Origin of the sequence: Shewanella seohaensis (assembly GCF_023283775.1) — a bacterium.
Lineage (GTDB): Bacteria > Pseudomonadota > Gammaproteobacteria > Enterobacterales > Shewanellaceae > Shewanella > Shewanella seohaensis.
In genome coordinates, this window is record NZ_JAKILE010000011.1 from 74,819 (window position 1) to 86,741 (window position 11,923).

The window sequence follows — 11,923 nt, forward strand, 5'->3', positions numbered from 1 at the left end:
AACCGGAGCAATAGCTCCGGTTTTTTTATATCTGAAGTTATTAGGATATTTTGCGTATCCTTAAATCTGAGTTTACCTCAAGGTTCCAAGTTTGTTTTGACAGTCATAGGGGCGGTTGTCTCTGTTTTTTAAAGTATTTGACTACTTTTAGGGACTCTCTATAAAAAACAGTAAATTTACAGTTGCTCTAATTTCGCTGGGTTAATCTATGAAACAGATAGCAGTTTGATGTAATTAACTCTAGATAATTGTAATCATGGTTATTTTCTCATATTAGAACTGATGCTCAGAAGCTACTTTAAGGTTCTTAAATTCAGATGCCTGCCCCATTAGTTGCTTTTTTGTTTAAAAAAACACCTTTCGTAAAAAAATTCATAACTAAGACTTCTTTACACTAGTTTTTACGTGTCCCGAATGTTGACACAGGTCAACATTTTGTGAAATGATGCCAGCGGGTCTATGCCTGTAAAGGCATAGGAAAGGGAAGAAAAAACTAAGAATCACAAGAGAAAGATAGACTTACGGTAAGCATTTACTAAAGTAGATCTTACTTAAAGTGATGTTGCTGTTAAGTTAACTTTTTTATTCACTTCAAATTGGTTGGGAACTATGTCCAAGGTAAGCAATAGAACAAAAATCGCTACTGCACTTGTTGGCGTGCTGGCATTAGCGAGCAGCAACTTAGTAGTTGCAGATCCTCTTACCGACGTGCAAAAAGCGGATAGTATGATCCATGCTGATGCTGCTGCGTCGCAAAAGAATGTTGATAAGTATTTCGATCAAGCACAAGACATGCTTTTTGAGTATGGTTCTGTGGCTGATGAGCGTGAGTCACTGAAGTCCTATAACGATTACGTTGCCAGCTTAGTTGCTGACCAACAAAAAACGATGGACGCGATTCAAACTGACATTAACGGCGTAGATAAACTGCGTCAGGGCGTTGTGCCTTTAATGTTTAAAATGGTTGAGTCTTTAGAACAGTTCGTTCAATTAGATCTGCCATTTAACTCTGAAGTTCGCGCTAACCGCGTTAAAGAGTTAAAAACACTGTTAAACACTGCTGAAGTGACTTTAGCAGAAAAATACCGTTTGATTCTGGATGCGTACAGCATCGAGCGTGAATACGGTAGTGCTGTTGCAGTTAACCAAGGTAAATTGACCTTAGACGGTAAAGAAGTGTTAGTAGACTTCTTTAACTTAGGTCGCGTAGCTCTTTATGCTCAGAGCTTAGATCAAAAGACTGGCTGGATGTACAACCCAGAATCTAAGGGTTGGGATAAGTTAGATGACAGCTATTTGCGTGAACTGACAAAAGGTATCCGCATTGCCCGTAAACAAGGCGCTCTAGATCTATTCGCGTTACCAATTCCTGCTGCGGAGACTGCACAATAATGAAGAAGTTAATTACTACAGCTGTATTAGCTGCAAGTTTTTCTTTAACTGCTGGTATGGTTAGCGCTGCTGATGCGCCTAAGACCATCGATCAATTATTGCAGCAAGTTAAAGTTGATCGCGCTGCTGAAGGCAAAGTTAACAGCAAACGTGAACAAGAGTTCCAAGCTGAGCGTGGCGATAAAGCGGCTCTGTTAAAGCGTGAAAAAGATGCTTTAGCGGCTGAGAAGCAACGCGGTAAAGACTTAAACCAAGCTTTCTTAGATAACGAGCGTAAAATTGCTCAGTTAGAAGAAGACCTGAAAACTGCTCAAGGTGACTTGGGTGAGATGTTCGGTGTGGTTAAAGGTGAAGCGGGCGATTTCGCTGGTAAGTTAGCGAGCTCAAACGTAAGTGCTCAATACCCAAATCGCGATAAATTCATTGCTGATTTAGGTGCTCGTAAGCAATTACCAAAAATCGAAGAGTTAGAGCAATTCTGGCAAGAACAATTATTCGAAATGGCACAATCTGGTAAGGTTGTTAAATTCGAAGGTTCTGTAACGGGTATCGACGGTAGCGTTAAAAACACCACGATTCACCGTATCGGTACTTACAACTTAACTGCTGATGGTAAGTATGTTGTTTACAATCCAGAATTAGGTTTAATTCAAGAGTTATCACAACAGCCAGAAGGCTACCAAGTTAGTGCAGTAGGTAAGTGGGAACAAACCACTTCAGGTACTGCGCCATTCTACATCGACCCAGCTCGTGGCGTGCTGTTAAACATCTTCACTAACAAAGCAAGCTTTGAAGATCGTTTAGAAGCGGGTGGTACTATCGGTTACATCATTATCGCTCTGTTAGCATTAGGTCTGTTGATCTCTATCGAACGTTTAGTGACTATGACTATCATTGGCGCTCGTGTTAACAGCCAACGTAAGAACATTGATAAGCCAGGTAACAACGCATTAGGTCGTATCCTGAAAGTGTATCAAGAAAACAAAGACGTTGACGTTGAAACATTAGAGCTGAAACTTGACGAAGCGATTCTGAAAGAAACGCCAGCGTTAGAGTCTCGCATTTCAATCATCAAAGTTCTGGCCGCTATCGCACCTATGATGGGTCTGTTAGGTACAGTAACTGGTATGATTGCAACCTTCCAAAGTATCCAATTGTTCGGTACTGGCGATCCAAAACTGATGGCTGGCGGTATTTCTATGGCGCTGATCACTACAGTTCAAGGTCTGGTTGCGGCTCTGCCTCTGATGTTAATGCACGCAGTTGTTGTTGCTCGTAGCAAGTCAATCGTGCAAGTTCTTGAAGAGCAAAGTGCTGGTATCATCGCAGCGCACGCTGAGAAGAGGGCTGACTAATGATGATCTACCTGATGGACATATGGGATTCCGTCAGGGGCTTCATGGCCTCCGGAGGCGACGTCCTCTGGTTAGTAGCGTTTGTGCTGTTCTTAATGTGGGTATTGATGCTTGAGCGTTACTGGTATCTTAATTGGATATCACCAAAGCAACATAAAGCAATCATAGCTGCATGGGATGCAAGAGAGGAAACCACCTCTTGGTATGCACACCGTATCCGTGAAGCTTGGCTGTCCCAAGCGAAGCAAGATTTGAATGCACGTATGCTGGTCATTAAAACCTTAGTAGCGATTTGTCCTATGATAGGTTTGTTAGGTACTGTTACCGGTATGATTTCAGTGTTCGATGTGATGGCAGTTCAGGGGACGAGTAATGCTCGTTTAATGGCGGCTGGTATTTCAATGGCAACAATGCCCACTATGGCGGGGATGGTTGCAGCATTATCGGGAGTATTCTTCAGTACTCGCCTTGATGCCAAAATGAAAATCAGCTTAGAAAAGCTAAAAGACAGCATGCCGCACCACTAGAGAGAGATTGAACATGGCACGTAAAAAGCATTCCAGTGTAGACGAGGAAGCGCAAATTGATATGACACCGATGCTCGACATCGTGTTCATCATGCTGATCTTCTTCATTGTAACAACGTCATTCGTGAAACCATCTGGTTTGGACTATAACAAACCAAAAGCTTCACAAGCGACTTCTAAGCCTTCGGCGAACATCTTTATCGGCGTCAGCAAAACTGGCGTGATCATGATGGAAAACCGTCAGGTTGATATCGAGCGTGTAACTGCAAACGTTGAGCGTATGCTAGCTGAAGCGCCTGAAGCAGCTGTGCTGATCCAGGCCGACAAAGATACGCAACACGGCTTAGTTGTTAAAGTTCTAGACCAAGTCAAAGCGGCTGGTATAGATAAGATTTCGGTATCTGCGGGGAACGATTAATATGCTAAGAGCACTAGTATCAATCATTATTGGTGCTGCTGTGACTTTTGGTCTGTTCGCTTTTATGGCGTTCTTGGTCGGTGGTGGGGCGCAACGCGCTGAAACATCGGCCGAGACCCCTGTAATTGAAATCACCATGGATAGACAGGATGCAAAAGCACAGAATAAGCCAAGGGTAGTGCCTAAGCCGCCACCACCACCAGAGCAACCACAAAAGCCTGATACTACGCCACCAGACACTTCATCAAATATTGATACGTCTATGGCGTTCAATATGGGTGGTGTTGAAGCTGGTGGTCACAGTGCCGGTGGTTTCAAATTGGGTAACATGATGACACGTGACGGTGATGCAACACCTATCGTCCGTATCGAACCACAATATCCAATTGCAGCGGCGCGTGACGGTAAAGAAGGTTGGGTGCAGTTACGCTTTACGATTAACGAATTAGGTGGTGTAGATGACGTTGAAGTTATCCAAGCCGAACCTAAACGTTTATTCGACAAAGAAGCAATTCGTGCACTGAAGAAGTGGAAGTACAAGCCAAAGATTGTTGACGGCAAGCCACTAAAACAACCAGGCATGACAGTACAACTAGACTTCACTTTAGATAAAGGAGGCAAATAACAATGCGTAATGCTAATAAAATCGCAGTTGCGTTATTACTGTCTCTTTGTGGTGGCGCCTTATCTGTTTCTTCAGCCGTTGCGGCTGAGAAATGTGAAATCGATAAGCGCCAATCTAAAGCGGTAGGTGAAAGTGCTGCGAAGAAGGTTCAGAAATCCTTTGAAGCTTACACCAATGGCCAGCTTGATGAAGCGATTGCCGTATTGTTGGAAGCCAACCCAAAGAACGATTTCGATAAAGCGTATGTTGCGCGTATGCTCGGTAACTTCTATGCAGAAAAAGGCAAGATGGATACTGCGATCAAGTACCTAAAACAAGCCGTTGAGGCGGATATTTTAGGTGGAACAGATCACGCGGCGACACTGCGCCTCTATGCCGACTTATTGCTACAAGAGAAGAAGTTTAAGGAAGCGATTCCTTACTATTACAAGTGGATGGACTTCACTTGTAAGGCTGACTCTCAAATGTATCGTCGTATCGGTATTGCTTACACAGAACTGAAACAGTGGGACAAAGTGATTGAAGTGGCTGATAAAGGTCTTTCACTCGCCGAAGCTCCTGATAAAGGTCTGTATCAGATGAAACTGACGTCTTACTTCAACCAGAAGAAGTATAAAAAAGCCGTTGGTGTGTTAGAAGTCATGGTGCCGTTATTCCCGGATGATGGCAGATTATGGGTTCAGTTAGCACAGTTTTATCTGATGGTAGAAGACTATGATAAGTCGCTAGCGACTTATGATTTGGCTTACCGTAATGGTTTCTTGGATACTGGAGCAAACATCACTCGTTTAGCTCAGCTGATGGCACAGAAAGGTGCGCCATATCAAGCAGCTAAAGTATTCCAAAAGAACATGAAGTCGGGCCTCATCACTGAAGATGCTAAATCTTACGAGATTTTGGCTGGTTTCTACCAAAACGCGAAAGAGTTCAAAGAAGCTGCTGAGTTTTATGGAAAAGCGGCTGCTATCAATAACGATGGCAAGCTGTACCTGAAACAAGGCCGTTTACTGAGCTTGAATGAGAAATACTCTGAAGCGATTCCAGTGCTTGAGAAAGCCATCTCTTTAGGTATCGAACATCCAGGTGAAGCAAACTTCGAATTGGCGTTAGCCCATTTAAGTTTGAAACAGTACAAGTCAGCTTATAACCGCGCTGTATTAGCCGCGAAGGATAAGAAGACTGAGAAGAGTGCAAACAGCTATATCGCTTATATCAAAGAAAAAGCGCGTATGCACAACGTTGAACTGTAATTCACTGTATTCGCAATGCAGATCTAAAAAGCCCCGTAAGGGGCTTTTTCTTTATTGCAGCTTGATAAGCACTTGGGATTGTTGCTGATTCCGTTCAAGCTCAAGTGATAGCTTTGAGACATTATTAAATAAGGATTCGATACGCTTTTCTTGGGTAGGTAAGCACAGGCAAGCGGCAAGTTTATAATCGATTTTCAGTTTGTGATTTTTACCAAATTCTTGATTAAATTCTTGAATATGTTGTTCGATACGCTTTAACACCACCTCAGTACCTTCCTCATCAATATTGAAAAGTCCTAACGCAAAATGATTGTGATCTAACCTTGCAATCAAATCTGTCGCCCGTAGCAGTGCTTCTTGTACCTGTTTAGTAAAGAATTCGAGTAAATGGGGTTGTTTGACGGTTTCATGAATGTGAGGGCACAGATACAATAACGCCAAGCTTTGCTGCTCACGTATGTGCCTGTGCCACTCTCGGTTGAATACTTCCATGAAATAGGTTTGGTTATAGACCCCTGTTTCAGGATCCCTAAAACCTGAGTTACGAAATGAGTAGATCATAGATGAATCCCGTAAGCAGACTTTGAACTAAGTATAGGAAGAGTTTGGCTATCACGGACCCAAAAGGAGAAATATAAAAGATGAAATTAAGTTTATTGGCGGGAACGATAGCGTTAGTGTTTGCTTTGCAAGGTTGCTCAAAGCCGGAAACAACGGCAGCGGTACAAGAAGGCTCAACTCAAGCCGCTCCGGCGCAAACTGAAACTCAAACCGCTGAGTCTAAATACGTCGCCTTAGTCGATGCCTATTTTAAAGATTACTTAAAGTTAGAGCCGATTTACGCCACTTTTGTGGGTGTTAATGACTACAACGCGCAGTTCGGCGGCGACTTAACCGAGGAATATCTTAAGGCGCGTCATGATCTGAATACCCGTTATTTAGCGCAAGTGAGGGCGATTGACCTTGAGCAATTGCCTGCCGATTTACAACTCAGTTACGCGCTGTTTGTTTATGACCGCGAAATGGCCCTAGTGGACGAAACCTTCCCATCACGCTTTATGCCGATCAGCCAGTTCTACAGTACTGTGATCACTATGGTGCAATTGGGTAGTGGTGAGAGTGCACAGCCTTTTAATACAGTGCAGGATTATCGCAACTGGGAGCAGCGTGTTAACGGCTTTATTGATTGGATCCAATTGGCCGAGAATCGTATGAATGAAGGTATTGCGAGTAAGGTGGTGTTACCGCGCGTGTTAGTTGAGCGGATTATTCCACAGCTTGATGCCATGCTTACCACGGATGCCAGCCAAAGCATTTTCTATTCACCGATTAATCACTTCCCAGACGGGTTTTCGGATCAAGATAAAGCGGAGCTAACAGCAAGTTATCAAGCGATGATTAATGAGCGTTTAGTGCCTGCATTAACGGGACTGCGTGATTACTTCAAGCAGACTTACTTACCTAAGTCCCGCGCGACGGACGGTTGGTCTGGTCTACCAAACGGTAAAGCTTGGTATCAGCATTTAGCCAATTCTCATACCACCACAACCATGCCAGTGGATGAAATTCACCAAATTGGTCTCAATGAGGTCGCACGCATTCTTTCTGAGATGGACAAAGTCCGTGAGCAAGTGGGTTTTAAAGGTGACTTAAAAGCCTTTTTTGCCTCTTTATCGTCTGAGCCACAATACTTCTATGGCGATCGCCAAGGCTTAATCGATGGTTATATGGTGTTGAAAGATAAGATTAACCAAGTATTGCCACAGTATTTTAATGTAATGCCAAAGGCCGACTATGTGGTTAAACCGGTTGAAAGCTTTAGAGAGCAATCGGCTGCGGGCGCGTCCTATGAATCACCAGCTGTGGATGGGAGCCGTCCAGGGGTGTTTTATATCAACACCTATAACCTAAAAGCACAGCCGAAATGGGGTATGACGACGTTGTCATTACATGAGGCCGCGCCTGGCCACCATTTCCAAATCGCCATTAAGCAAGAGCTAACAGGCGTTCCTGAGTTCCAACGTTTCAGTGGCTATACCGCCTTCGAAGAGGGCTGGGCGTTGTATGCTGAATACTTAGGCATCGAAATGGGGCTCTTTAGCGACCCTTATCAATACTTTGGTAAGCTTTCAGACGAAATGCTGCGTGCGATGCGTTTGGTGGTAGATACGGGATTACATGCCAAAGGTTGGAGCCGCGAACAAGCGATTCAATATATGAAGGATAATTCGCCCATGGCCGAGTCGGATATTATTGCCGAGGTTGAACGTTACATGGCGATTCCGGGTCAAGCACTCTCCTACAAAGTGGGCCAGCTAAAAATCCTAGCCCTACGTGAGCGTGCTGAAAAAGCCCTGGGTGATAAGTTTGACCTTAAGGCTTTCCATGATCAGATCCTCACCTCTGGCTCGTTACCTATGGCGGTGATGGAGCAGAAAATTGATCGCTGGATAGCGGCGACTAAGGCTTAACACTGAGTCAATTCTGCTGCGCCGTTATCGATAACAAAATTAATGACGGCGCGGTTTAAGACTTTTTAATTAAACAGAATGTTTTTATACTCAACATTCACATCCCGTTTAGATGTCATAAAAACGGGAACCATATGATATTTGGGGCAAATGTCTCAGGATTATTCAGGGAGTTTTATCATGGTTCAGGCTACAGCAAGACATTTGTTAGTGAGCAGCGAAGAGCAGTGCCAAGCACTTAAACAACAGATCCTCGACGGTGCCGATTTTGCGCAAATCGCCCGCGCCCATTCTTCATGTCCATCGGGTGCACAAGGTGGTGAATTAGGTTCATTCGGCCCAGGCATGATGGTGCGTGAGTTTGATGAAGTGGTATTTAGTGCGCCATTAAACGTGGTTCAAGGTCCTGTTAAAACCCAGTTTGGATATCACTTACTCGAAGTCACTAGCCGCGGTTAATCGTCTTCTTGCCGAGACAATGGCAGCGTTTGGCTGCCATTTTTTTAGTTCGTCCATCCATTGGGGAGCCGCTATGCTTGAACTCTATACCGATAGACTAAGACTTCGCAGTTTACAAGAGCAGGATTTGCCACATTTCTTGGCATTACATCAAGATCCTAACATCAATCGCTATGTGCGCATTCCCGAAGCTCCCGAAGTGATCCGGCAAAAGTTTGAGCAGCGCTCAGTCACCTGGGACTATGCCTCTGGCGATTGGCTTACGCTGACGATCGAAACTCTGGATACCGGTGAGTTTATCGGGTTAACCGGCTTTCATTGCCAAAGTGTGGAGGAGCAACGTGCCGAGGTCGGATATTTACTGGCGCACGCAGGGCAAGGTAAAGGCTATGCCACTGAGAGTTTACAGGCGGTTGTCGATTGGGCTTGTTTAAGTCTGTCAGTCCATAAATTGGTTGGGTACTGCGCTAAAGATAATATCGGCTCAGCTCGGGTGATGGAGAAATGTGGCTTTCAACTGGAGGGCATATTTCGGCAGCATTTTAAGATAGGCGATGAGTGGCTAGATGAATCCGCCTATGGGCTGCTCGCCGATGAAAGGCAAAGATAAGTTAAATTATCTGCATCCCATGGGACATGCTGCTATAATGCCGCAGGTTTATTTTTTGAGGCGTGTTTAAGTGGCGCAAATTAATCAGTTAGCTTTGTATCCTGGCGAAGATTTTATTGAATTGTACAAAGTGTTAAAGGTACAAGGCATGTCTAATGCCGGCGGCGAAGCCAAGCATGTTATTGATGAAGGTTTAGTTACCGTCAATGGCGAAGTGGAAACTCGCAAACGTAAAAAAGTCGTTGCGGGTGACATAGTTAGCTTTAATGGTGAATCGGTTCAAATCATTGCGGCTGAATAAGCCTGAAACTGTGGAGTAGGATATGCAATTTCCAGACGACGATAATGGCAAAATGCTGGCTGCGATGGCCGAAGCCGGAATTGACCTCACTAAAGCCCTCGATGTTGATTTCTTTTTAGTTTTCGATGATCAGCGCGATGCTGAAACTGCACTCGAAGAGTTAGCTAACTCCGATTTAGAAGGCGAAGTTGAGCTGAACCTTAACGATGAGCTCGGTAAGTGGGAAATCATCGTATGCATCAACATGGTGCCAGACTACGATGACTTGGTTGAGCAAGAGACCATTCTCAATGATTTTGCGGCCGAGTTTGGCGGCATGACTGATGGATGGGGCGTAATGCAACATCAAGAAGGTGATGATGAGTTTATGGATGACGACCATGTTCACGATGAACATTGCCATCACTAAGCCTATCGCCGGATAAGCGTAAAAAAACCACCGCTCAGGTGGTTTTTTGCTATCTAGGCTTTGTCGATATCTGACGATTGCCGATAGGGGGCAAATAACTCGAGCATCCAATCGATAAAGGCTTGCACCTTTAGCGGTAAGCTAGGGGATTTGGGCGTGAGTAAGTAATAAGCGTATGGGCTGGTAAAAGGTGCTTGAAACGGGATCACTAAGCTGCCATTGGCCAATTGATCTTCGATAAAAAAACGTGGGATCAGTGCTGCGCCCATGCCACTGGCTGCGGCTTGACTCAACATATAAAAATGCTCGACGCCAAAGGTTTGTGCCTGCGTGAGTACCAGTCCCACTTTATCCGCCCAATATTCCCAAAGCTCTGGCCGTGTGGTGTGTTTCAGCAGCGTAACCTGATTGATGTCTTCGATGCTTTTGAGTTTAGGCGCGAGTGACGGCGCGCACACTAAGCACAAGTCTTCATCCATCAGTTTGATGTAGTTAACCCCTTTGGGGAGTTGAGTGCTGCTGCGGATGGCGATGTCGTAACGGCCTTGGCTGAAATCGACGGCAAAGTCACCAATCGAAAGATCCACATACAAATGCGGATGCCGAGATTTAAATTGCTCCATCCGGGGGATTAACCAGTTGATGGTTAAACTGGGTAACACATTGATCGCTAAAGTTTGTGGCCGCGAGCCTTGACTACGTAAATCGGCGGTGGCACTGGATAAGGTTTGAAGAGCCGCTTGCACATGGGGCAAGTAGCGCTTGGCTTCGTCCGTGAGTGCGACTTTTTTATGCAGGCGCACAAAGAGAGCAAAACCTAAGAATTCTTCTAATACACGGATTTGTTTACTGATGGCGCCGTGGGTGACATGCAGTTCTTTACTCGCAAGTGTCATGCTTTGCAAGCGGGCGGCAGACTCGAAAGCCCGTAATGCATTGAGGGGCGGCAAGGAAGTAAACATAGGCGTATCCGAATCGAGTAAATGAGAAGGGTATTTAGTGTGAGCTTTGCTCACGCTAGCGCGACAATAACTCCTTTGCGTTTATAAGGCAAACGCAGTCTAATGCGAAGCCTTAGCTCCTATTACTCAATTATAACAATCATGGAATTTGAACTGACTCTACAAATTGCGGCATTACTCTTTGGCGTGGCTATGGTGGCGGGGTTTATCGACTCTATCGCCGGCGGCGGGGGATTGCTGACTATCCCTGCGTTAATGTGGGCGGGTTTACCGCCGGCGGTAGCGCTCGGGACCAACAAATTACAGGCCTGCGGTGGCAGTTTTTTTGCGAGCTTGTACTTTGTGCGTAAGGGATTAGTTGATTTGAAGGCCGTTAAACTGTCCCTTATCTGTGCTTTTGCGGGCGCTGCCTTAGGCACTATTTTGGTACAGTTAGTCGATGCCAAAGTACTGGAGTTAGTCTTACCCTTTTTAATCCTCGCGATTGGTTGTTATTTCTTGTTTTCGAAAAAGATTTCGGAAGATGACCGCCATCAAGTGTTAACGCCTACCGCCTTTGCCTTTACCGCCGCGCTCGGTGTGGGTTTGTATGATGGCTTTTTTGGTCCTGGCACAGGGAGTTTCTTCGCGCTGGCCTTTGTGACCTTGGCCGGTTTTGGTCTGGCAAAGGCGACGGCACACGCCAAGGTGTTAAACTTCTCGACCAATATCGCTTCGCTTATCTTCTTTACCTTAGGTGGCAAAGTGATTTGGGTGCTTGGTTTAGTGATGCTTGCCGGGCAGGCAATCGGCGCCACCTTAGGTTCGCGCTTAGTCGTGACCAAGGGCACTAAGATCATTAAGCCTTTAGTGGTGACTATGTCCTTGGCCATGAGCGTGAAGCTGTTAGCCAGCCAATATCACCTGTTTTGATATAGCCTCTATTATATTTAACTCTCCCTAGTAAGGCCGATTGTCTATTTGTGCTGCATAGTCCATGAGCACAGTTTTCGGCCTTAATGCTGCAAATCTCTTCACTCCCTTGGTATTCGCTATACTCCGCGGTCATGTTTAGGATAACCTAGCATTTTTAAAGCGTTTTTAGGGGCATTTGGCTGTGTTATTGCCTAGCGGCACCTGAGACTTCACACGTTAAATGGTATGC

General features: G+C 45.1%; 14 protein-coding genes. 12 read left to right on the forward strand and 2 right to left on the reverse strand.

Going from position 1 to position 11,923, the window contains the following annotated elements; translation table 11 throughout:
- The first annotated feature begins 609 nt into the window (after positions 1-609).
- Genes L2713_RS13720 through L2713_RS13745 form a run of 6 tightly spaced genes read left to right on the forward strand, consistent with a single transcriptional unit; the run spans position 610 to position 5,567 of the window.
- The gene (locus L2713_RS13720; RefSeq protein WP_011717519.1) at positions 610-1,392 is read left to right on the forward strand and encodes a DUF3450 domain-containing protein; all 783 of its coding nucleotides are present in this window, start codon (positions 610-612) and stop codon (positions 1,390-1,392) included.
- On the forward strand, positions 1,392-2,747 hold the full coding sequence (locus L2713_RS13725) for a MotA/TolQ/ExbB proton channel family protein (RefSeq protein ID WP_109285632.1): 1,356 nt from the start codon (positions 1,392-1,394) through the stop codon (positions 2,745-2,747). The genes L2713_RS13720 and L2713_RS13725 overlap by 1 nt, the downstream gene beginning before the upstream one ends.
- Entirely contained in the window at positions 2,747-3,274 is a 528-nt protein-coding gene (locus L2713_RS13730) for a MotA/TolQ/ExbB proton channel family protein (protein ID WP_011623216.1), read from the forward strand. The genes L2713_RS13725 and L2713_RS13730 overlap by 1 nt, the downstream gene beginning before the upstream one ends.
- A gap of 13 nt (positions 3,275-3,287) precedes the next feature.
- Positions 3,288-3,692: an ExbD/TolR family protein gene (locus L2713_RS13735; protein ID WP_011623215.1), complete on the forward strand. Its 405-nt coding sequence runs from the start codon at positions 3,288-3,290 to the stop codon at positions 3,690-3,692.
- A gap of 1 nt (position 3,693) precedes the next feature.
- On the forward strand, positions 3,694-4,317 hold the full coding sequence (locus L2713_RS13740) for an energy transducer TonB (RefSeq protein WP_109285633.1): 624 nt from the start codon (positions 3,694-3,696) through the stop codon (positions 4,315-4,317).
- 2 nt (positions 4,318-4,319) lie between these two features.
- Complete coding sequence (locus L2713_RS13745; RefSeq protein ID WP_086902580.1) at positions 4,320-5,567, forward strand: tetratricopeptide repeat protein; 1,248 nt, start codon at positions 4,320-4,322, stop codon at positions 5,565-5,567.
- Positions 5,568-5,618: 51 nt separating this feature from the next.
- Here the strand turns inward: L2713_RS13745 and L2713_RS13750 are convergent, their stop codons facing one another.
- Entirely contained in the window at positions 5,619-6,128 is a 510-nt protein-coding gene (locus L2713_RS13750) for a diguanylate cyclase domain-containing protein (protein WP_086902581.1), read from the reverse strand.
- A gap of 80 nt (positions 6,129-6,208) precedes the next feature.
- Between L2713_RS13750 and L2713_RS13755 the strand changes: the two genes are divergently transcribed.
- From L2713_RS13755 to L2713_RS13775, 5 genes are all read left to right on the forward strand, one after another.
- Positions 6,209-8,038 (forward strand): DUF885 domain-containing protein, encoded by a 1,830-nt coding sequence (locus tag L2713_RS13755; RefSeq protein WP_248968268.1) that lies wholly within the window; start codon positions 6,209-6,211, stop codon positions 8,036-8,038.
- Between the two features lie 180 nt (positions 8,039-8,218).
- Positions 8,219-8,497: a peptidylprolyl isomerase gene (locus L2713_RS13760; RefSeq protein WP_011623210.1), complete on the forward strand. Its 279-nt coding sequence runs from the start codon at positions 8,219-8,221 to the stop codon at positions 8,495-8,497.
- A 73-nt stretch (positions 8,498-8,570) separates the two neighbouring features.
- On the forward strand, positions 8,571-9,107 hold the full coding sequence (locus L2713_RS13765; RefSeq protein WP_248968269.1) for a GNAT family N-acetyltransferase: 537 nt from the start codon (positions 8,571-8,573) through the stop codon (positions 9,105-9,107).
- Positions 9,108-9,177: 70 nt separating this feature from the next.
- Positions 9,178-9,408 (forward strand): RNA-binding S4 domain-containing protein, encoded by a 231-nt coding sequence (locus L2713_RS13770; RefSeq protein WP_011623208.1) that lies wholly within the window; start codon positions 9,178-9,180, stop codon positions 9,406-9,408.
- 22 nt (positions 9,409-9,430) lie between these two features.
- Positions 9,431-9,817 carry a ribonuclease E inhibitor RraB gene (locus L2713_RS13775; protein WP_011623207.1) on the forward strand — a complete coding sequence of 129 codons (387 nt, stop codon included), beginning with the start codon at positions 9,431-9,433 and terminating at the stop codon, positions 9,815-9,817.
- Positions 9,818-9,870: 53 nt separating this feature from the next.
- Here the strand turns inward: L2713_RS13775 and L2713_RS13780 are convergent, their stop codons facing one another.
- Positions 9,871-10,779, reverse strand: a complete 909-nt coding sequence (locus tag L2713_RS13780) for a LysR family transcriptional regulator (RefSeq protein ID WP_248968270.1) — start codon at positions 10,777-10,779, stop codon at positions 9,871-9,873.
- A 141-nt stretch (positions 10,780-10,920) separates the two neighbouring features.
- On the opposite strand from L2713_RS13780, the gene L2713_RS13785 reads away from it, so the two are divergent.
- The gene (locus L2713_RS13785) at positions 10,921-11,691 is read left to right on the forward strand and encodes a TSUP family transporter (RefSeq protein WP_023267800.1); all 771 of its coding nucleotides are present in this window, start codon (positions 10,921-10,923) and stop codon (positions 11,689-11,691) included.
- Positions 11,692-11,923 lie beyond the last annotated feature (232 nt).

What these genes read in the sequence shown, in the direction of transcription:
- L2713_RS13720 (WP_011717519.1), top strand. Translation starts at nt 610, where the DNA reads ATGTCCAAGGTAAGCAATAGAACAAAAATCGCTACTGCACTTGTTGGC.
- L2713_RS13725 (WP_109285632.1), top strand. Translation starts at nt 1,392, where the DNA reads ATGAAGAAGTTAATTACTACAGCTGTATTAGCTGCAAGTTTTTCTTTA.
- L2713_RS13730 (WP_011623216.1), top strand. Translation starts at nt 2,747, where the DNA reads ATGATGATCTACCTGATGGACATATGGGATTCCGTCAGGGGCTTCATG.
- L2713_RS13735 (WP_011623215.1), top strand. Translation starts at nt 3,288, where the DNA reads ATGGCACGTAAAAAGCATTCCAGTGTAGACGAGGAAGCGCAAATTGAT.
- L2713_RS13740 (WP_109285633.1), top strand. Translation starts at nt 3,694, where the DNA reads ATGCTAAGAGCACTAGTATCAATCATTATTGGTGCTGCTGTGACTTTT.
- L2713_RS13745 (WP_086902580.1), top strand. Translation starts at nt 4,320, where the DNA reads ATGCGTAATGCTAATAAAATCGCAGTTGCGTTATTACTGTCTCTTTGT.
- L2713_RS13750 (WP_086902581.1), bottom strand. Translation starts at nt 6,128, where the DNA reads ATGATCTACTCATTTCGTAACTCAGGTTTTAGGGATCCTGAAACAGGG.
- L2713_RS13755 (WP_248968268.1), top strand. Translation starts at nt 6,209, where the DNA reads ATGAAATTAAGTTTATTGGCGGGAACGATAGCGTTAGTGTTTGCTTTG.
- L2713_RS13760 (WP_011623210.1), top strand. Translation starts at nt 8,219, where the DNA reads ATGGTTCAGGCTACAGCAAGACATTTGTTAGTGAGCAGCGAAGAGCAG.
- L2713_RS13765 (WP_248968269.1), top strand. Translation starts at nt 8,571, where the DNA reads ATGCTTGAACTCTATACCGATAGACTAAGACTTCGCAGTTTACAAGAG.
- L2713_RS13775 (WP_011623207.1), top strand. Translation starts at nt 9,431, where the DNA reads ATGCAATTTCCAGACGACGATAATGGCAAAATGCTGGCTGCGATGGCC.
- L2713_RS13780 (WP_248968270.1), bottom strand. Translation starts at nt 10,779, where the DNA reads ATGTTTACTTCCTTGCCGCCCCTCAATGCATTACGGGCTTTCGAGTCT.
- L2713_RS13785 (WP_023267800.1), top strand. Translation starts at nt 10,921, where the DNA reads ATGGAATTTGAACTGACTCTACAAATTGCGGCATTACTCTTTGGCGTG.